Here is a 22,215-nt window from a genome sequence, read left to right on the forward strand (position 1 = left end):
GTGACACTCTTAGTAAAATTTGAGTGTCACACATTTTATTTGCTAAGTTACGATTTATAAAATATTTTCAATAATAGAAGCAAAAATCGCTTACACTAAATCTATGAGGCACGGAATATCCATTTCCATATGAGTCATCGATCCATGAACGCTAGGTAAACTCATAGCTTTATCAGATTGAATGCGAGAATCAACAATTGTGTAAGCTCCACAAGCTTGCACAATAACATCGCCAATAACATCCTCTGCCCTGTTGTTTACTAAACCAAAAATACCATCGTCAATGGCTTGTTTTTTACTGCGTACAATTGCATTAGTTCCAAAATATTCACGCCAACGGTAAATAATATCTTCAGGATTTGCGTCACTGTTAGCATACAACATTACAGAACGAGGTTCACCGCCAACCATCGATACGCCTTTTATCAGCTCATCATGTTTAGCAATATCAATTCGCTTATTGGGATCGGATTTAATCATCCCATGATCTGCAGTAATAACAATTAATGTTCCAGGAGCACAATTTGCTCGCAAAAGACGCAACTGCTCGTCAATTTGCTCAAAAACAGAAACCCACTGCTGAGAATCCCAACCATAATTATGACCGGTTTTATCAGCGTCACGTAAATACATATAAGTTAAACCTGGAGTTTTACTGTTATTAGCAGCCTTAAGAATGCGAGCTCTAGGAGTTCCAGCAGTAATATAATTTGCTCCACGAAAAGCAGCTTTGGTAAGAGGAGTATTTTCAAACTTTGGTAATCCCACGCTATCTGCACGGACTCCATTAGAAACTAAACTTTCAAATATAGTCGGCTCTTGCTGCAAAACTAGCGGATCAGGCGCATCATTAAATTGAATAAGCTGCGCAAGTTTACCAGTTTGAGAATTCTTTTGCGTGTAACCGGTCATGCAAGTAAGACCAGGACATGTGCCTGTTCCAAAAGTAGCCATTGCAGCAACAGTTGTGCTTGGAACGCACGTGCTAATTGGTCGTTGATTTATTGATTCGTTAAGCAAGGATCGTAAATAAGGAGCGTGACCTTTGCGCATAAGAATATTCCAGTATCCTAAACCATCTATTAACACTACAATTGCAGAATTAGATTTAGGGAAACCAAGACTTTCTCGCAAAGCGTGTGGATCGTTATGAATAGCTGTTTTAACAGGAGCATCTATTGCATCACTTAAAGCTGGAAGAACCGAAGATATATGTAACGCTCCACCAAGATTTTTTTCATTAAAATCGTAAGAAAAATTTTCATTAACTGCGGAATTAGAAAAATCACCGTACTTAACATTACCAACAAATTGCAAAAGATCATTTTCAGACGGTATTTCAGCACTCATACTTACTATTGAACCACTTATATTGCATTGAACAAAACGCGAATAACAAATATTTATATAAATAACTAGTCAAATTGCTGAAAAATTCAGCAAAAACATGCTGTTTGTGCATATAAATTGGTAAGATTGATAGCCGTAATGTCATTCAAGGAGTTCTAAATATGCCCTCACGCCATCACTCAACACAGCAAGCTTTCGACCCAAGAAAAGTTAAAGAGCATATTGTTGAAACACCATTAAACGAAGAAATGAGCAAATCCTTCTTGGAATATGCTTATTCAGTTATTTATGCTCGAGCTTTACCGGACGCACGAGACGGAATGAAACCAGTGCAGCGACGCATTGTGTATCAAATGGGCAATATGAATTTGAGTCCTGATCATGCTTATATGAAATCAGCGCGTGTTGTTGGTGAAGTAATGGGTAAACTTCATCCTCACGGTGATTCTGCAATCTATGAGGCAATGGTTCGTCTAGCTCAACCATTTTCCCTACGCTTGCCACTTGTTGACGGACACGGTAATTTTGGCTCTCTTGACGACGGTCCAGCAGCTTCTCGATACACCGAAGCGCGTTTAGCTCCTGCATCACTAGGTATGAACGCGGATATCAACGAAGACACAGTTGATTTTGTACCAAATTACGACAATAAACTAAAAGAACCTACTGTGCTTCCTGCAGCTATTCCAAATCTTTTAGTAAATGGCGCTTCTGGAATTGCTGTAGGCATGGCAACAAATATGGCAACGCATAATCTAGGCGAAGTAGTTGCTGCAGCAAAATATGTTATGAAACATCCTGATGCAACCCTAGATGATCTTATGAAACTAGTTCCAGGACCTGACTGGCCTAGCGGAGGAATTATCATTGGTCGAAGTGGCATTCGCGAAGCTTACGCAACAGGTCGCGGAGCATTCACTACAAGATCTACAACACATATCGAAAATATTACTGCTCGCAAAAAAGCTATTATTGTTACAGAACTTCCGTTTATGGTTGGCCCAGAGCGCGTTTTGGAAAGAATTTCTCAAGGAGTTAAATCAAGAAAATTAGACGGTATTTCAGGTGCTATTGATTTAACAGATCGACATAACGGAACTCGTATTGTTATTGAGATTAAGACAGGTTTTGATCCTAACGCTGTGCTTGCTCAACTTTTTAAGCACACTCCTTTGCAAGAGAGCTTTACTATTAACAATGTTGCACTTGTTGACGGTAGACCTCACACAATGGGCTTGCGAGAGCTATTAGACGTTTGGATTTCTCACCGCAGAACCGTGGTACGCAGACGCAGCGAATTTAGGCGCAAAAAAGCTCAAGAACGCTTACATTTGGTTGATGGCTTGCTTCTTGCACTTCTTGATATTGATGAAGTAATTCAGGTCATTCGTTCATCTGAAGATGCAGATAGTGCAAAAACTAAGTTAATTAAAGTATTCGATCTTGATGAAATTCAAGCACAGTATATTCTTGACTTACGTCTTCGCAGACTTACTAAAATGAGCCGAATAGAGCTCGAAGCTGAACGCGACGATTTGCTCAAAAAAATTGAAGAGCTAAATCAAATATTAAGTTCTGAAGCTAAACTCGACAACGTCGTAATAGCAGATATGGATTCTGCAGTTAAACAATGGGATACTCCACGCAGAACAATTTTGCTTGACGAAAATGAAGATGGTAGTTTTACTCCAGTAGCCTCCAGCATAAATAAAAACAGTGAGGATATTGCGATTAAAGCTGTGCAATCAGCAAATAAAATTACTTCAACTCAAGCAGATTTGGCTGCAGCAGCTAATGCAGCTCGTAAAACTGGAGAAGCTGACGCATCTTCTGTTGCAATGCAATTAAGTGACGAACCTTGCGCAGTAGCATTAAGCACTTCAGGGTTAATTGCCAGAACAAGCATTGCAGTGTTAGAACATTGGAATTCGCACAACAACAACGTATTTAACACTCCTTGTAAAACAATGTTTGCAACAACAACGCGTTCAACTTGTGCTCTTGTTACTTCATCTGGTCGACTAGTTCTAGCTCATGTTGCAGATTTGCCACAACTTAACTATGAAGAAGGAAAACCTGCGCTGCTCAACCACGGAGTAAAAGCACAAGAACTGCTAACTTCCACGCAAAGCACGGATCCAGTAAGAGGAGAACGCGTAGTTTCAGCAATAGCATTTGATGCCTCACAAAACGCTACTCCACTTGCAATTGGAACACGAAACGGTGTAGTTAAAAGATGGAATTTTGAAGCTCCAACTACCATGGATTCATGGAGCATAATTGACTTAAAAGACGACGACACCGTTATTGCCGCAGCTCCAGCAAAAGACAACGACAGACTCGTGTTCATTAGTAGTGATTCTTCATTACTTACCTTTGACGCTAAACAAGTTAGACCTCAAGGGCGCACAGCAGGCGGAATGGCAGGCATTCGTTTAGCAGAAGGTGCTAAAGTTGCAACCTTCGCAGTAGTGCCAGAAAAATCAATAGAGTGGCATTACGAAGAAGGTGAAAATGGTTTATTCTCCGCTTCTGGAACAGTTGTATTCACCGTTGCTGGAGACAGTGAAGCTCTTCCTGGAACCGAAAACGGTTCTGCAAAGATTACTCCATTTGACATGTACCCAACAAAAGGTCGCGCAACTGGTGGCGTGCGCTCGCAAAGATTCCTTAAAGGTCAAGATACGTTGATACACGCGTACGTTGGATACTATCCATTGCAAGCCGTTACAGAAGGCGGAAGCAATGTTGAGTTACCTAAGCCAGATATGCGTAGGGATGCTTCTGGAACTGAACTCGTTTCCCCAATTGCGCACATTGGGTAGTAATGTTTTTGCTTGCTAGTTTTACACTTTTTAAAGCTAGTTTTTGCGAGCATGCTTGGAATATCTGCGAAGTGATTTTCTAGCTTCTACAAGTGCAAAAATTCCTGCAGTCACAGATGCAAACAAATAATTTATTACCATAGCTACTGAAGAGCCAGTTTTAGGAAGATGCTTAACAACGCGCTTAGCTTCCGGTTGCTCGGGTTGCGAAAGAGCTGGAGCTGACTCAGGTTCTGTCTCAGACTCAGAGGGTGTCAGAATCGGACCTGGAGCGACAGGGGCCGACGACTCAGGAAGTGGAACAGGAGTTGGAGTTAGCTCCGGTTCCGGCGCAGGAGCTGGTGGAATTAGAGGCGTTGGCTTCTTATTAACAGTTACTGTTGCAACTGCTGTTGCAGTAGCACCGCCATTGTCCGTTACGCTAAACGTGATAGTGTAAACACCTGGAACATTGTTATTAAAACCACCGTCACTAATACGCTTAACCTTAGTTGCTATAGAATTATCCTCAATATCACTAACAGACACAACAAGACTATTCAAATCGAGTGAATCACCCTCAGTAATAGTCTTATTCTGAACTGTAATAACTGGTAAGTAATTCTTAAAAATAGAGTAAACTTTCAAATTTTTGTTTACACTAGTGCTGGCAAGGAACACTGCACCAGTACCGTCTTGATCTTCATTCCACCCTTCAAAAGTGTACCCAATCTTCGTAGGATCTTTAGGCATAGACTGACTATCAACACTCTTATCGTTTATGCTCTTGCCTTCCTTAACTTGCACAGAAGCATAATGAGAATTAGCGCCATTTACAAAAGTAACTGTGTAAATCGTAGCTTTAGGAACAATGTTGTATGTAAAACGCGATCTACCAATCATCCTAGGCACACGCTGAACAAAGTCATAAAAAATGCACTGACCTTCAAGTGTGCCAGTTTTTACAGCTACATATTTGCCATCAGCATTTTTCTTAAAATATGGTGAGAGGTCAATCGTTACAGGATTTCCATTCTCCTCAAAACCCTCCATAACACTGATTGTATGACCAGCGCTTTCTTGCGTAATTTTGATAGGACTTTTGTATTCCTCTCCCACTTCAATAGTGAAAGGTCCAGGATTTTGATTGTCAAACGGTGAATCATTTTCCCCTGAGCGAAACTTATATTGTCCTAAATTACCTTTTACGACAATTTCAGAAATTTTATTACCTTGGAAAGCAACACTACCAACTCCAGCAAGATAATACGGATTAGTATCTGTATCGTGCTCTTTTCCCTTATCATCAAGCACGCCTTCAAACACAACTTTTTCAATTTCATTAGCAACAAAGGCTGCATCGCTTACTGAAACCACATTTTTTGGAATAACAACGGTTCCTTTAATTTTATTCCAACCAAAAGCTCCATATTCTATTATTCTAAGAGATTGCGGAAGAGTGACACCCTCAATATAAGTCTCGCCGTCAACGTGTTTATGCTTATTCCCGACTTTGTCAGCCTGACCGGTAAAAGCACATTCATGAATTACCTCAATACCCTCAGGAATCACAACATGATGATTTTTCTTAAGTTTCTCCTTGCCTTTGGCACTAAGTCCGTCCACATACTCATTTACCGTTTGACCGGTCTCCGGATAATAAACATTTTTCCTACCTCCAATAGTTTTACCATCGTCAGAAATGTTAAAGTCGTCCTTCGTCCAAGTTAAAGATGCATCATCTGTAGTACCCGAATCAGTTGATGCTGCTTTAGATTCTGCAGATGCGTGTACGCTTCTATCTTCACGATTATTTGTTTGAAGATTAGTATTGCTTACATCTATAAGAGTTTGTGTAAGTCTAGCATTTTCAGAATTTTCAGCATCAGTTACAGATTCAGAAGCTTTAGAAGATTTAGTAGATTTTGTGGTTTCGGCAGTTTTTGCAGTTTCGCTAGACTTGGAAGGTACAGTATTTCCAGAAGGTTTTGCGGAAGTGCTATCTAAAGCAGCCCCCCCCCCATTGGGCGTATTAGAAGCTGCGTTATAAGAAGTTACGGAAGAAGAACCTTCTGTAGAGGAAGTTTCTGTATTAGAAGCTGTGGTAAAAGAATTATTTGTAGAAGAATTTACAGTCGTATTAACACCAGAAGAAGCTGAAGTTTCGGCAGCATTCGCACTTTGCCCCATGCAGAAAGCACAAGCAGCAGTAGCAATACCCATCATAGTGGCAGTCAACATAAGACCAGTTCTCTTATTCATTTACCCTCTTAAAAAATAGATAACGAGATAATGTAAAAACGTATACACATTGTACGCTTTATAGTCGAAATACAAATGCAAGCATGGTATATCACACAATCGTTTAATTTATTACAAAAGTCATGCATTAACACACATTTTAGAATTATGCATCTCATCAAGCAAATCTTGAACCAAATATCCGTCGCTCATACAATGCATATCCGAAATACCATTACGCATCAAATCGTAAGTAACAGAATGGTAAAACACGTCAAGCGCCTGCTCATAACTCAACCCAGCACGCTCAGCCAGAAGACTTACAACCCTAGCATACTTCTTTTGCAACAAAATAGGATTCGCCTTCAAAATCCATCACTCCCCTAAAAACTTACTATTTACACACTCGCTTTTTATGTATGTAAGACACAAATCAATAGCTTTTTGACTTCTAAAACATATTTGATTATTAGGTTTTTCATATTTTAGTCTGCCTAAAGCTTCAGACTTAGTAATTAAATCATCAAAAAACAATTCAAGTGTGTTATAAACCTTATCGTTTGCTACACCGCCAATTACTACATCAAAACTGCTTGCATCATTTCCAGAACGAGCATTAAGTATGAAATTAAGCCATTCTTCAGAATATGAATCAAACTTAAGAACAGATAATTCATTAAGAACATTATTGTCAAAATTATAAGAAGAAACAAAAGCATCTTTGTCCTTGCGAATAAATTTCTTCGCCCAATTATCAGCCTGACTACGTATTGATGTAACGTAGAATCCTGCGCCAAAATCAACATCTTTACGCGAATGCAATACATCTGGAAATTCAACAGGCATAAAAGAACCGTGATAAACAATCATACTTTTACACCTTTTTCGCGCATGAAGGAAATAATATCGTTTGTAATATACTCTTTGCCTTGAGTGTGCAAAACGTCATAAGATGGAACAATATAAGACATAAGAATATTACTCTTCTTAGTCAAAGCATCATACGTATCGCGAGGGTTTTGATTAAGCTTCTTAGCAACATTTTCAATACAAAATATTGCAAAATCAAGCTTATCTTTGTCAAAGACTTCTTGCTTAATATCATTCATAACCCCTCCTTTTGTAAAAACATTATTAGAAATACATCTACTAGATAATGCGTATACAACAAGTTCTAACACACCTAGCACACATAACACATCTAACACAAGTCTACATCAAAAAAATATAAGCAATCGCGCACACAAATGCTTTCAGACTCGAGTTACGCAAGTTCGAAGCAAGCGCACGTGCATAAAAGTCATTACAGCGAGAAGAATAAGCAAATAAGCCGGAAGAAGCACCATAGAAACATTCTGCGCAATTAGTCCAAAAATCGCAGGCATTACCATAGACCCAATATATGCGCTTGCCATTTGCATGCCAACAATAGCTTGAGACTTATCTGCACCAAAATAATGCGGCGTGGAATGAATAATGCATGGGTAAACTGGAGCGCAGCCTAGTCCAATAATTACAAATCCTGCAATAAGCTCAATATGATTCGGCAAAGGCAGCAACAATACCAGAATGCCCATAAGCATTACGCACTGCCCAATACGAATCATCGTTGCATCGTTAAAACGCATAGTAAGAAATCCGCTTACAAAACGACCAACTGTAATGCCAACATAAAACAAGCTTGCCCAACCTGCCGCAACAATGCGGCTAACTCCTCCATGCAAAACCATGTAACTACTAGCCCACAATCCTGCAGTTTGCTCCAACGCACAATAGCAAAAGAACATAATAAGAATATTCTTAGCTCCTGGAATGCGCAAAACTTCTGCGTAAGATAGCATCCCAGAAGATTGTTTCTTTACCTCAGTAAGATTATGCGTCTCTGCCTTTTTATTATTATTTTTCCACAGCGGCAAACTTATGAATAACACAAGAGTGAGAGCAATTTGTATAACAGCAATATACTGGTAGCCTGCAGGCCAGCGCTGACCGTGAGAAAGTGCGAAACCCATAACATAAGGACCTGCGGAAGCACCAATTCCCCACATGCAGTGAAGCCAGCTCATGTGCCAGCTTTCATAGTGAATTGCAACGTAATTATTAAGAGCCGCATCCACTCCTCCAGCACCTAAACCGTATGGTATAGCTAGAAAAATAAGCACAAGATAATTCGGAGCAAAAGAAAAACCTAGTAACGCTAAAGCTGTTAAAGCAACTGAAATAAGCGTAACCTTCCCAGGGCCAAACTTATGCGTAAACCTATTAGATAGCAGCGCAGAAACAATTGTTCCTGCAGAAATAACCATTGATATTCCACCAGCCCAAGAAATTTACGCACCAATATCATGACTCATCGTAGGCCACGCAGCTCCAAGAAGAGCATCCGGCAAACCCAAGCTTATAAAAGCAAGATAAATAACAGCAAGAAGAAGGTTAACCATAAAAATTCCCCAACACTAGTACTTCATATTTGTAATGCCAACGCGACTTTATAAAGCAATATAAAGGAATACAAATATACAAGGCGACATAAAGCGACGCGAGCGGCATACCGATATCAGGTATCGATTTTGGAACGATCGAAGTCGTCTGCGTTATCAACAATAAACTGCTTGCGAGGAGGAACATCATCGCCCATTAGCAAATCAAATACTTCACTCGCTTGCTGAGCATCTTCCATACGAATCCTTCGAAGCATGCGAGTTCTAGGATCCATGGTTGTGTCTGCAAGCTGATCTGCATCCATCTCGCCCAAGCCCTTGTAACGCTGAATATCGCTGTTAAAATCAATGCCTTTAGCTTGCAAATCATCAAGCTTTCCAGCCAATTCATCGTCGGAATACGTGTAAATATACTCGCCCTTGCGCTTTCCAGCGAGCGCAATTCTGTGAAGAGGTGGCACTGCAGCATAAACATGACCGTGCTCAATAAGCGGACGCATATAACGATAGAACAGCGTCAGCAGCAAAATACGAATGTGCGCGCCGTCAACATCAGCATCTGTCATCATAACAATCTTGTTATAACGTGCTTGTGAAATATCAAAACTTGCGCCCGATCCTGCTCCAACAACCTGAATAATTGCAGCACACTCTTTGTTGGAAAGCATTTGTGCAAGACTTGCTTTTTGCACGTTCAAAATCTTACCGCGAATTGGAAGAAGAGCTTGGAAAGCAGAATTTCGAGCAGCTTTTGCAGTGCCAAGTGCAGAATCGCCCTCGACGATGAAAAGTTCTGCAACATCGTCGTTTCCAGGCTGGCAGTCAGAAAGTTTCGGCGGCATTGAAGCAGACTCAAGAGCGTTCTTTCTGCGGGTAACTTCCTTAGTTTTACGCGCTTGAATACGCGCATGCATTTCGGAAACTATTTTTTCCAAAACTCTAGAAGACTGCTCTTTGAATCCTCTCTTAGAACCGGTAATCATCTCACCGAATTGAGCGTCAGTCATTTTGGTAACGATTGGCTTAACTTGAGCAGTTCCAAGAACATCCTTAGTTTGACCTTGGAATTGAGGCTCGGCAATACGAACAGTTACGACTGCTACCAAGCCTGCCATAATGTCATCACGCTCAATTTTTGTGTTGGCGTCTTTAAGATTTACTTTAAGCTTTCTAGCATTATCTTCCACGGCTTTACGAATTTGCTTAGTTAATCCCTGCATAAAGCCGTCAACGTGCATGCCTCCGCCAGGAGTTTCAACAACGTTTACGAAACTAATAATCGTTGAATCGTATCCGTTTACCCAGCGCATTGCAATATCAACACCGCATTTTCGAGTTACTTGCTGCGCGTGTAATTCACCAGAAGAGTCAACGGCTTGCGTTTCTTCTATATAAGTATCTTCGCCAGAAATACGCCAAATATCCGATACTGCTTCACCTTTTGAAAGAAAATCAACGAAATCTTTAACACCACCGTTGTGCAAAAATTCAACTACTCGAGGATGATGCTTATTTTGCATTGAGTTAGCAGACTGAGCATTTGCAACAGATTGTGCAACTGATTCTTCAGATTCAGCATCTTCAGTCTCATCTTCATTCGCGATATTTTCAGTCTTATCTTCAGAATCACCTTCATCTTCTAATGTTGTTTCAGATTCTAATTCTTCAAATTCAGACACAGAGTCATCGATATTATCAGGCTGATTTTCAAGAAGATTATTTTCCGCAATATTATTTTCTGCAACATCATCTTTAGTAGAATCAATTTCTTCAATATTTGCAGATTCACCTTCAGGAACGTGCTCGTCAATAACAGTAATTTTTAAGCCTGGAACCAGGAAACTTGTTTGACGCACGCGAGCAATAAGCTGCTCATAGCTGAAATGCGCAGTTGAGTTAAAAATTTCTGGATCCGCCCAGTAGCGTACACGAGTTCCGGTAGTTTTTGGCGAAACAGTGCCGATAATTTCAAGCTCAGTAGGCTTGTTCTTACGCGTACGCTTAAATGGAGAGACTGGAGATGGATGCTCTGGGTCAGCATCGCTATACACACCAGGATGCCCTTGATGGAACGCCATATGATGCGTTTTACCGTCTCTATCGACTTCAACATCTAAACGCAAGCTTAAAGCGTTTACAACAGAGGATCCAACACCATGCAAACCGCCTGCAGCATTATAAGAAGCGTTACCAAACTTTGCTCCAGCGTGAAGCTTAGTTAGAACAACTTCAACGCCAGTGAGCTTTGTTTTTGGCTCAACATCTACTGGAATACCACGACCGTTATCTGCAACTTCAATAGATCCATCGTCGTGAAGAGTAACAATAATATGGTCACAAGCACCCGCCAAAGCCTCGTCAACCGCATTATCAATAATCTCCCAAAGGCAATGCATTAAGCCTTGGCTGTCTGTAGTGCCAATATACATGCCTGGACGCTTTCTTACAGCATCCAAGCCTTCTAGCACTGTCAAACTGTCGGCATCATACTGCTCTTTATGAGAGACCACTTCTACCCCTTGCACTTATTAAACGTACAACCGATTATTTTAAGCAATAAGTGTCGTACTATCGCAAAAGCAACAATACGACACTTTGTAATATAACTTCACACAATCACTGATCTAAGAAGTCACGCAAAGTTTGCGATCTAGAAGGATGACGCAGCTTAGACATTGTTTTAGACTCAATTTGACGGATACGTTCACGAGTAACACCATAAACGCGACCAATATCGTCTAAAGTTTTTGGCTGACCATCTTCCAAGCCGTAGCGCATCTTAATAACTCCAGCCTCCCTAGGAGCCAAAGTTTCCAAAACTTGCCTGAACTGTTCTTGAAGGAGCGAGAACGCAACAGCATCAGACGGTGCGATTGCGTCAGTATCTTCAATCAAATCACCGAACTCGGAATCGCCGTCCTCGCCCAGAGGAGTGTGCAAAGAAATTGGCTCACGACCGTATTTTTGTACTTCCTGAACCTTTTCTACTGGCATATCTAGTTCGCGAGCAAGCTCATCCGGCGTAGGTTCACGACCTAAATCTTGAAGCATTTGACGCTGAACCCTAGAAAGCTTATTAATAACCTCAACCATATGCACTGGAACTCGAATAGTACGAGCCTGATCTGCCATAGCACGCGTAATAGCCTGGCGAATCCACCAAGTTGCGTAGGTTGAGAACTTAAAGCCCTTCTTCCAGTCGAACTTTTCAACTGCACGAATCAAACCAAGGTTACCTTCCTGAATTAAATCAAGGAAAAGCATGCCTCGACCGGTATAACGCTTAGCAAGAGAAACAACAAGACGCAAGTTTGCTTCAAGAAGATGATCTTTAGCTTTCTTGCCATCTGCTGCAGCCCACTTAAGCTCACGTTTACGCTTAAACTCCATTTGATCAATTTGAGTATCAAGCAAATGCTGAGCATACAATCCAGCTTCAATACGCTCTGACAAATCAACTTCTTGCTCAGCATTAAGCAAGCTAACTCTACCTATCTGCTTTAGATAATCCTTAACAGGATCCGCAGTAGCACCTGTAGCAATTACACGACGCTTAGGATTACCAGATGGAGTTAGATTATCGTCATCGTCATCATCACGTACAACAAATGCGCCTTTTGCTTGTGGCACTTGCGGAGCATCATGCTTAATTTCGTCGTGATCATCAATTTCATCAAGATCTTCAGACTCTTCATCATCAAGATCATCTGCAACGTCAATATCGCTTAAATCGTCAACATCAGATATATCTTCTGGCTGAATATCGTCCAAATCATCAAGATTCAAATGTTCATCACCAACATCAAGATGTGAATCGTCATCTAAAGGATCGTCAATAGATAATTGATCTTGAGATTCAATGTCTACGCTATCTTCAGTTTCGTCATGTTCAGCACCAACCGATACTGATTCAGTATCAATCTTGTTGTCTTCAGTTTTCTTTGAGCGAGAACTGCGCGTCTTGCTATCAGCTGACGAAGTTCGAGTACTGGTTTTACGCGCAGCGCTAGCCTTGCGAGTTTTTACAGGCTTAGTATCATCTTGCATTTCGTCGCTGTCGACCGTTAATCCAACTTCACTCGTCAAACTGTTCCTCCTGTATTATCCCCTTGTAACGCATATAGGCATAGTTCATGCAAGGGCAAGTTTTACCTTAAGTAGTAAACCATTTAAGCAAGACGATTATTCCACAACTAATTTTTGCGGCGTGGCGAATTATTCAATCCATGCTGGCTCAAGACCATTTTCGAATGCTCCACACACTATTTTTGCCATAGAACAATCAGGATCAATGCGCAATGCACAATCACAATAATATTTTACTTCTCCGAGCCTAAACCACCAGCTGATATAAGCTAACAAAGCGTAAACTTGCACAGATAATTTTGGAATGCTTCTACTAATAATAGCCATAGATTTTAAAATTTTGCACGCGAAAATAGCTCTCTTTATATCAGGCTTATTATTTGTTTGAGTGAATTTTGCTTCTAAACAATGCCGCAAATTACGAGATACTTCAGGTGTATGAGGGCACCAAGCAAATTCCGACAAAGTTTTTTCGTCATACCATTCTTGATTTTCATCCAGAATAGAAATAAGCATTGCATCACGAACATTAATATTATGCAACATTGCTATTGGCAGATTTACTAAATCATATCCAAACATTTTTTCATCGTAAGCAAACATGTTGTACCATCGCATAAGTGCTCTGCTTGCAATATCTCTAATAGCATATTGCTTGCCATTTTGATCAACATTTTCTATAAAAGCTTCCGAAACTGCCGGAACCCAATATTCTAATCCTTTAATCCATTGCGCACTATCACTACAGTTGTTGTAAATATATTCCTTAGAAAAAGTCATAAAAAAGCTGCACTCTTTGGAAGGATATATAGTCCCATTAATATCTGAAATTTCTCTTCCAGCAAAACTTTCAAAATCTTCTGAACCTGCAAAATCTAAACAACCATTAAAAGAATTAGCACTTTCACCATAAATTTGCATAAGACTTTGCATATCAAAGTCATCAATACAATTATGCGATATCTTCGTTTTCAAATCATCCTCTACAATTTCCATGCATACTCCCCCTCATTTTTTACATGATTTTTTATTTTGATAATCAAACTATGCAATAGCATTTTTGATATATTGAAGTTTCTCAAGATATGAGTCAGCATTCAATAAAAAACTATTTCCGCGGTGAAAAGCTTATTAAACCATAATAATAACTGCGTTTTGTAATGTTCAGCCCTGTGGATAACTTTCATAATATGAGCACATTTATAGGCAACAATTACAGTCTTAACGATATTGAATCTAGAATTACTTTTTTAATTTCTCAGCAATTTAATACGGGATTAGAAAATAATCTTTCATCCACATGTGCGCAAATACTACAGCAAGTAATAAAGCAAGCTATTGTTTCAAGCGAAGGCGGAAAACGTCTTAGAGCTCTTCTTACGATTTCAGCATTTTGCGCTGCATCAAAAGAAACCAATATTCAAAAAATCCATGAACAGTCTGTATTTGACATAGCTTGTGCTCTAGAAGTATTTCAAACAGCTGCATTAATTCATGATGATATTATTGACGAATCTTATTTAAGACGTGGAAAGCCTAGTGCGTATTGTGCATTAAGTAAAGTTTGCAATAATAAGCATATTGGCACAGGCTTAGGTTTAATGCTGGGAGATCTACTTGCCACAGAAAGTTTCGATATTGCAAGAAATCGTGCGAAGAATTTTACTTATGGCGAGGAATTGTTAGCAGCATTTGCGTCTATGCAAAGAAATGTTGGTATTGGTCAAGTATTGGATTTGTCAATAGAAATGATGCAACTAGATAATCCAATACAACTTGCGGAATCATCTTTGAATGTTTTTAGATGGAAAACAGCCAGTTACACTACTGTTGCTCCATTAACTCTCGGCTTTCTTGCAGCAAATATGCAACCAACTGAAGCATACAATCTTGCTAATTCTATTGGCAATTCGTTAGGTGTTGCTTTCCAAATTGCTGATGATTTGCTTGATATTGTTTCAGATAGCAAGATTACAGGTAAGCCTATTGGCGGTGATATTAGAGAAGGTAAGCGTGCGGTTCTTCTTGCAGATGCTTTGCAATACGGAAACGATAACGAAAGAGAAATACTATTAAAAGCTTACACGAGTAGTACTCGAAGCGAAGATGATGTAAATAAAATAATACAGATTTACCATACTTCTGGTGCTATTGAAAAATCAAAAAAGCGAATTGAGAATCTGTGGAATGATTCACAACAAGCAATCGAATCAAGTACATTGAGCGACAGTGGAAAAGCTATTTTGCATGAAATTAGCAAACGATTTATACCTGAAGCATGGCGTAATGTACAATAATATCTAGCAAATAACGCTCGAAATTAGCTTTCTTTACTATCTTGCTTGTACACTCGTAAGTAGTAAAAATGGTTTTACGCGTATAAGGATTGTGACAATGGATGAAGCTACGCAGGCGCAGCCAGGTATGCGCATTGAAAATCGCTATCGCATTGTGCGCAAAATAGCTCAGGGTGGCATGGCTACTGTGTATCAAGCAGAAGATGAACGCCTTGATAGACCTGTAGCAATTAAAATCATGCACACTCAACTTGCTCAAGGGGTGCATCGCCAGCAATTTATTGCTAGATTCCGCAGAGAAGCAACTTCTGCTGCAGCAATTGCAAATCCACATATTGTACAAGTTTATGATACAGGCGAATATGACGGGCTCGATTATCTCGTAATGGAATATGTTCATGGCGTTAATTTGCGTTATGAAATGAATATGCAAGGCACATTCAGTGTGCGAGATACGCTGCGTCTACTTGCAGAAACTTTGGATGGTCTCGCTTCTGCACATAATGCTGGAGTTGTACATAGAGATATTAAGCCGGAAAATATTTTAATTAACGATCGAGGTCATGTTCAAATTACTGATTTCGGTTTAGCTAGAGCAATTTCGCAAGCAACACTATCTTCTACAGGATTACTTCTTGGCACAGCAGCTTATCTTGCTCCTGAACTTATTGAGCATAATCTTGCAACTCCTCAAGGTGATTTGTATTCAGCAGGCATGATGGCTTGGGAAATGCTTGCAGGAAGAGTGCCTTTTACTGCAGATAATCCTGTTACGCTTGTTTTCAAGCATGTGCATGAAAACACTCCTTCAATTGCTACAGCTTGCCCTGGAATTAGCGAAAAAGTTGCACAATTCATAGCAAACCTCACTGCTCGCGACATGAACGAACGACCTAAAGATGCAAGTGAAGCATTAGCAAAATTACGTGCACTTTCTACACAATTAAACTCTGAAGATTGGCAATACAAAGCAGAAGAACCACAAGAGTTTTCAGAAGAAACAGACTTTTCTCCTATTAATAATTTGCTTGTTTCCCCTGAAGCAAATTATTCGGACAAATTGAATCCTAATAATGACTCAGATGCTACACGAGCAATAAATACTTCAGGCTCTAATTTTTCTGCTAATTCCAACTCTTTATTGCAAAATGCTACAGACGAAACTGTTGCAATACCTAGAAATAATTCTGTAAGTGAACTCGATTCACACAAAAATAATGATTTACATAATCCTGAAGTCAATAATGTAGCAATAGACAATTCACTAGCGAAGTCCGACAGTGCTTTCGATGCGAATAATCTTCAAAAAACACAAGCTATGCAATGGAGTGCTGCTAATGCAAAAGATGTGTCATACAATTCGCAAGATAATTCTTTAGAAGAATTTGACGATAGCAATATGCCAACAATTGCTATTAGCTCTCGCAATTTTAACAACAACTTAAATGCAGCAAAACCGTTTGGCATGTCAGATAAGGAAAAAAACTTAGGAAACAAGCCTAATCGTTCTTCTAAAAAGCGTGTTTTCCTTATTGCAGGTTTAAGCACAGCTGGAGTATTAGCAATTGCTGCTATTGGTGGTTTTTGGTATTTCTTAGGTCCTGGCAGTTATTGGACGCTGCCTAAGCCCGACGACCTTCAATGCAAAAATTATGCATCTTGCAAAATAACTGATGTCAATTGGCAACAATATGAGCACACGCTTAAAATTGCTGGAATTCCTTACAAAGTTTCAAAAGATTATAGTGACGATGTGCCAGAAGGAAAAGTAGTTTCAACAAATCCTGATGTCGTCGGCAGCCATATTCAAAAGCACAATAATAGCACTCTTAATGTTGTGATTTCGCGTGGAATTCGTAAGGCTACAATCCCGGACGATATTACAGATCCAAAGACTTACAATGGCAAAAATCCTTTGAAAACATTGCGTAAAGCAGGATTTACTAACATTGTTCACGATAAGTCAGGAGACACGTATTCTATAGACATACCAGCTGGCAGCTTAATTGATATTAACCCTAAACCTGGCACACGCATGAACCATAACGAAGAAGTAAGTGTTTTACTTTCCAAGGGACCTAAGCCTGTGCAAATGCCAGATATTGTTGGGAAAACAAAGAGTGAAGCTGACTCAGCTTTAACTGACGCTAAGCTGGATGTAAAGTACGAAGAAGAAAATAGCGATACTGTAGCAAAGGGTAAGATTATCCGCGCTTCCGTTGAAGCTGGTTCTGACTTACATTGGGGCGATAGTGTTAAAGTTGTTGTTTCTAAAGGTCCAAAAACTGTTACATTGCCAAACGTTTGCGGAAAGAACAGTGATGAAGCTAAAAGGATTATTGAAAATCTAGGACTGAAAGTTCGTATTTCTGCTCCACTTGGTGATTTAATGCACGTAGTGCGCTTCCAATCCCCTGGAGCTGGAAGTGAAGTACCATTGAAGGATTCTAATGGAAATCCTTCTATTATCACTCTTACAGTAATATAAGCGTGTTTTAAGTATTATAAAAGCGGCGGAAGCTAAATAACTTTCGCCGCTTAAATATTTGAATATAAATAAAATTTAAATATCTAATAACGCTAGCCTAATAGCATTAGAATTATATTATTTATTTTCATTACTTTCTTCACGTTTTTTACGCATACGTTCTTTTACAGTTTGAGCATATTCATCAACGTATTCTTGACCACTCATTTGCTGAATAGACTTAGTTACTTTATCTGTAATTTCACGTAAACGCTCGTGGGTAATCTCGCTTTCGTCACAAACACGCTCTACTTGAATAGGCTCGCCATAAATTGCCTTAGTTTTACCTTTTGCAGGAATAACTTGACCATGCACTTGCAATTCTCTAGTTCCAATAATTGCAACTGGTATAATCGGGCAACCTGTTTCAAGAGCAAGACGTGCAGCACCAGTATGACCGCGATATAAACGACCGTCTGGACTTCTTGTACCTTCAATATGAATACCAAAAAGCTGACCTTTTTCTAATATTTCACGAGCATGATTCAAGGCGCCAAGCGATTTTGCGCCTCCAGAACGATCTACAGGAAAAACGCCAACAGAAGTAAACCACCACTTCTTGAAACGACCCTTTAAACCTTTGCCTTCAAAATATTCTGCTTTACCCATAAAGTGAATCATACGAGGACAAGTCAATGGCAGAAGCGCGTCATCAATAACAGCAAGATGATTTGCAGCAATAATAGCTCCACCCTTTTTAGGTACATTTTTAACACCTTGCGCTGATGGATGAATCCTCATGCAGGCAATACCCCCAAGTCCCTTCACGAAGAACCAGTACAACATACCATATCCTTTCTTGCAAGTCCAATTTCGAACATTTTAAGCATAGAATCAGGAAGACTTGCTACAGTATAGTTCATGACTTCTTCTAAGAATACCAACGACCCTCGCCGTGATGACGAGTTAACGTCAGAATCATTAAAGAATAATCAAAAACAAAACAATAGAAATTTTGATGATGATTGGTCATCTTTTATTGCAGAGCATTCTGACGATATGAATGATATTGCTAATTCACGTAGCGCAAAAAGCTTTGAAAAGCACGCTCAGAAAGAAGAAAAAAAGAAAGAACGCAACAGTATAGCAAGCGATAATAATTCTAAAAATCAAAAAAATGCTATAAAAAATAAATTTAGCTTAAAAAATCTAAGCAGCCATAAATCCTATATTATTCCTACTAGAATGCAAGACCCTCACACGATTATAACTGCTAAAGGTCCTCGTGATAACGCACGCACAAGTTGGCTTGATTTAGATAAGACTATGGAAGACTATGGAGATGATTTTGTGCCCCCAAATCCACAATTTTATAACGTATCTTTAGTTAATGTAGTTTTGTGGATTCTATTTGTTATAGGTATCTTCGGTGTTATTGTAAGTGCTTTTATTCCTGCTATAGCAAACATTGTTGGTATTATATGCGGCCTATTAATGCTACTTAGTGGAGCAGGATTACTTATGAATCGCAAAAAACCTGATCCGTATAAAGAAGATTACAGCGATTATGGAGATGGTGCTCGAGTATAGCTAATAATCAATCGAATATAATAAAAGGCGGCATGATTATAATCACACCGCCTTTTATTTATTTTACTTAGCAGCTTTCAAGTTACTCAGCTTCATTTTCAGATTCGTTTTGACCATGGCAAAGCTTGTACTTACGACCAGAACCACATGGGCACTCTTCATTCTTATTTGTTCCTGGGAATGTACGACCATCAGACCATGGAGTCTTCCATTCTTCATTCTTTGGTCGCATGCTCAACGGAACATCTCCCTCAGCATGACTCAAAGGTGCAGGACCAACAATACCAGCAGCCTGATCTTCAGCATCTACCTCAGACGAAGCTTGTGCAACATCTTCATCAAGCTCATCGTCAGAAGAAATATCTTCAGTAGAAGCAATCTGATTGATATCAATGTGGAATAGAAGCTGAATGCTTTCTTCCTTAATTGCCTCAATCATCGAATTGTACATCTGGTAGCCTTCACGCTGATATTCAACGAGCGGATCACGCTGACCCATACCACGCAGACCAATACCATCCTTCAAATAATCCATCTCATAAAGATGTTCACGCCACTTGCGATCGAGAACAGAAAGAACAACGCGACGTTCAATTTGACGAAGTGGATCAGCGCCGAGACGATCTTCGATGAGAGAGTAAACCTTTACTACACTGTCGACAATCAAATCACGCAAAGCAGAAACAGCTTTTTCGCCCTTAAGATTGATAATCGTTTCACGCACCTGATCCCAATCAAGAAGTACAGGCATTACAGAGTTAAGAGCATCTTTTAAGCCGTCCAAATCCCAATTCTTTGGCTTATCAGAACCGTTCATTGCGCCACGCACATAACTTTCTACGGTGTCACTGATGAACTTCAAGATGTCCTCGTGAATATCTTCACCCTTAAGAACCATCTGACGCTCTGCATAAATCACAGTACGCTGCTTATTCATAACATCGTCATACTTCAAAACGTTCTTACGCATTTCAAAGTTACGAGCTTCAACAGTCTTCTGTGCCGTGCGCACACCGTTAGAAACGTACTTAGACTCAATTGGTTCGCCTTCTGGCAATCCCTTAGCCATAACACGAGCAACAAGCTGAGTGTTGAACAGGCGCATCAAATCATCTTCCAAGCTTAAGTAGAAGCGGGACTCGCCAGGATCACCCTGACGACCAGAACGACCTCGAAGCTGGTTATCAATACGACGAGATTCGTGACGCTCAGTACCAAGCACATACAAGCCACCAAGATTCTTAACTTCTTCATGCTCGTCCTTAACTTGCTCTTTAACTTCAGCTAAAACGCCTGGCCAACGCTTCTCATACTCTTCAGGAGTATCGTCTGGAGAATATCCTTCAGCCTTCAACTTAGCATCTGCAAGGAACTCAACATTGCCGCCAAGCATAATATCGGTACCACGACCTGCCATGTTAGTAGCAACAGTTACAGCACCCTTACGACCTGCAACAGCAACAACAGCAGCTTCCTTAGCATTCTGCTTAGCATTCAAAACCTGGTGAGGAATGCGAGCAACGTCAAGAAGCGAAGAAAGAATCTCAGAAGATTCAACAGAAGCTGTACCAAGCAACACAGGCTGACCCTTTGCATGGCGCTCAGCAACATCTCGCACAATAGCAGTAAGCTTTTCTTTCTTTGTGCGGAAGATCAAATCGTCCTTATCTTTACGAATTACTGGACGGTTGGAAGGGATTGGAAGAACACCAAGCTTGTAAGTTCCCATGAACTCTGCAGCTTCAGTCTCAGCAGTACCAGTCATACCAGCAAGCTTGTCGTACATGCGGAAGTAGTTTTGCAAAGTAATAGTAGCAAAAGTCTGATTTTCTGCCTTGACTTCCACGTTTTCCTTAGCTTCAATTGCTTGATGCAAGCCCTCGCTATAACGACGACCTGGAAGAACACGACCAGTATGCTCATCGACAATCAAAACTTCGCCGTTTGTAACAACATAGTCACGATCTAGAAGGAAAAGCTCCTTAGCTTTCAAAGCGTTATTCAAATAACCAATAAGAGCTGTATTGCTTGGCTCATAAAGGTTATCGATGCCCAAGTAATCTTCAATTTTTGCGATGCCAGGATCAAGAATACCTGCGGTTTTCTTCTTTTCATCAATCTCGTAATCAACATCGCGAGTAAGCTTCAAAACAAGCTTTGCAAATTCACGATACCAATGAGTTACATCACCTTCAGCAGGACCTGAAATAATAAGTGGCGTACGAGCCTCATCGATAAGAATGGAATCGACCTCATCGACAATTGCATAGTGATGACCGCGCTGCACAAGCTCGCTCTTTTCCCACGCCATGTTATCACGCAAGTAATCGAAGCCAAACTCATTATTTGTACCGTAAGTAATATCAGCATTGTATTGCTTACGACGCTCTGGCGGCTGCTGGTCTGTAATAATGCATCCAACACTCATGCCAAGGAATCTATAAATACGACCCATAAGCTCGCTCTGGTAGCTAGCAAGGTAATCGTTGACTGTGACAACGTGCACACCTTTGCCTTCCAAAGCATTCAGATAGCTTGGCAAAGTAGCAACCAATGTTTTACCTTCACCAGTTTTCATTTCTGCAATATTGCCCCAATGCAATGCAGCGCCACCCATAAGCTGCACATCAAAATGACGCTGGCCAAGCGTACGCTTTGAAACCTCTCGCACAGTAGCGAAGGCTTCAGGCATCAAATCATCAAGCTTTGCACCATTGTCTAAACGCTGCTTGAATTTAGCAGTTTGACCCTTCAATTCTTCATCGGAAAGCGCGGAAATTTCATCTTCCAACGCATTCACAGCCTTTGCTACGTTCTCAAGGCGCTTCAATTGATGGCCTTCACCCATACGCAAGGCTTTATCGACGATATCTACCACGTTTTGCTCCCTTAGGTCATGTCTATGACGACGGCCTAGCCAACATAGACGTAAACTGTGC

14 protein-coding genes and 1 pseudogene are annotated in these 22,215 nt (G+C 40.2%); 4 read left to right on the forward strand and 11 right to left on the reverse strand.

Going from position 1 to position 22,215, the window contains the following annotated elements; translation table 11 throughout:
• Positions 1-90: 90 nt before the first annotated feature.
• A complete protein-coding gene (locus tag HXT59_RS05195) occupies positions 91-1,350 on the reverse strand; it encodes an alkaline phosphatase family protein (protein WP_004111479.1) in 1,260 nt (419 codons plus the stop codon).
• Positions 1,351-1,511: 161 nt separating this feature from the next.
• On the opposite strand from HXT59_RS05195, the gene HXT59_RS05200 reads away from it, so the two are divergent.
• The gene (locus tag HXT59_RS05200) at positions 1,512-4,175 is read left to right on the forward strand and encodes a DNA gyrase/topoisomerase IV subunit A (protein WP_004111478.1); all 2,664 of its coding nucleotides are present in this window, start codon (positions 1,512-1,514) and stop codon (positions 4,173-4,175) included.
• A 36-nt stretch (positions 4,176-4,211) separates the two neighbouring features.
• Here the strand turns inward: HXT59_RS05200 and HXT59_RS05205 are convergent, their stop codons facing one another.
• The 8 genes and pseudogenes from HXT59_RS05205 to HXT59_RS05240 form a co-directional block, all read right to left on the reverse strand.
• Complete coding sequence (locus HXT59_RS05205; RefSeq protein ID WP_415690048.1) at positions 4,212-6,416, reverse strand: InlB B-repeat-containing protein; 2,205 nt, start codon at positions 6,414-6,416, stop codon at positions 4,212-4,214.
• 120 nt (positions 6,417-6,536) lie between these two features.
• On the reverse strand, positions 6,537-6,764 hold the full coding sequence (locus tag HXT59_RS05210; RefSeq protein WP_004111475.1) for a DUF3791 domain-containing protein: 228 nt from the start codon (positions 6,762-6,764) through the stop codon (positions 6,537-6,539).
• A gap of 6 nt (positions 6,765-6,770) precedes the next feature.
• Positions 6,771-7,265, reverse strand: coding sequence for a DUF3990 domain-containing protein (locus tag HXT59_RS05215; protein WP_004111474.1), 495 nt, complete (start codon positions 7,263-7,265; stop codon positions 6,771-6,773).
• On the reverse strand, positions 7,262-7,504 hold the full coding sequence (locus HXT59_RS05220; protein WP_012914119.1) for a DUF3791 domain-containing protein: 243 nt from the start codon (positions 7,502-7,504) through the stop codon (positions 7,262-7,264). Before HXT59_RS05220 ends, HXT59_RS05215 begins: the two co-directional genes overlap by 4 nt.
• Positions 7,505-7,648: 144 nt before the next feature.
• Positions 7,649-8,836 (reverse strand): annotated as a pseudogene (locus HXT59_RS05225) (MFS transporter).
• Between the two features lie 116 nt (positions 8,837-8,952).
• On the reverse strand, positions 8,953-11,346 hold the full coding sequence (locus HXT59_RS05230; RefSeq protein WP_076002816.1) for a DNA gyrase/topoisomerase IV subunit B: 2,394 nt from the start codon (positions 11,344-11,346) through the stop codon (positions 8,953-8,955).
• 106 nt (positions 11,347-11,452) lie between these two features.
• Positions 11,453-12,922 carry an RNA polymerase sigma factor gene (locus tag HXT59_RS05235; protein WP_421784249.1) on the reverse strand — a complete coding sequence of 490 codons (1,470 nt, stop codon included), beginning with the start codon at positions 12,920-12,922 and terminating at the stop codon, positions 11,453-11,455.
• 129 nt (positions 12,923-13,051) lie between these two features.
• Positions 13,052-13,918: a hypothetical protein gene (locus HXT59_RS05240; RefSeq protein WP_421784250.1), complete on the reverse strand. Its 867-nt coding sequence runs from the start codon at positions 13,916-13,918 to the stop codon at positions 13,052-13,054.
• A 194-nt stretch (positions 13,919-14,112) separates the two neighbouring features.
• On the opposite strand from HXT59_RS05240, the gene HXT59_RS05245 reads away from it, so the two are divergent.
• Together HXT59_RS05245 and HXT59_RS05250 are read left to right on the forward strand one after the other, a co-directional pair.
• Complete coding sequence (locus HXT59_RS05245; protein WP_421784251.1) at positions 14,113-15,219, forward strand: polyprenyl synthetase family protein; 1,107 nt, start codon at positions 14,113-14,115, stop codon at positions 15,217-15,219.
• A gap of 97 nt (positions 15,220-15,316) precedes the next feature.
• Positions 15,317-17,707 carry a Stk1 family PASTA domain-containing Ser/Thr kinase gene (locus HXT59_RS05250; RefSeq protein ID WP_012914114.1) on the forward strand — a complete coding sequence of 797 codons (2,391 nt, stop codon included), beginning with the start codon at positions 15,317-15,319 and terminating at the stop codon, positions 17,705-17,707.
• 117 nt (positions 17,708-17,824) lie between these two features.
• Here HXT59_RS05250 and HXT59_RS05255 read toward each other — a convergent pair whose 3' ends face one another.
• Positions 17,825-18,532, reverse strand: a complete 708-nt coding sequence (locus HXT59_RS05255) for a lysophospholipid acyltransferase family protein (RefSeq protein ID WP_012914113.1) — start codon at positions 18,530-18,532, stop codon at positions 17,825-17,827.
• A 75-nt stretch (positions 18,533-18,607) separates the two neighbouring features.
• Between HXT59_RS05255 and HXT59_RS05260 the strand changes: the two genes are divergently transcribed.
• Entirely contained in the window at positions 18,608-19,276 is a 669-nt protein-coding gene (locus HXT59_RS05260; RefSeq protein WP_421784252.1) for a hypothetical protein, read from the forward strand.
• Positions 19,277-19,358: 82 nt separating this feature from the next.
• On the opposite strand, the gene secA is transcribed toward HXT59_RS05260, so the two are convergent.
• Entirely contained in the window at positions 19,359-22,154 is a 2,796-nt protein-coding gene (secA, locus tag HXT59_RS05265) for a preprotein translocase subunit SecA (protein ID WP_102703059.1), read from the reverse strand.
• Positions 22,155-22,215: the final 61 nt, after the last annotated feature.

The organism is Gardnerella sp. KA01001, from assembly GCF_049244025.1.
GTDB classification, from domain to species: Bacteria; Actinomycetota; Actinomycetes; order Actinomycetales; family Bifidobacteriaceae; genus Bifidobacterium; species Bifidobacterium swidsinskii.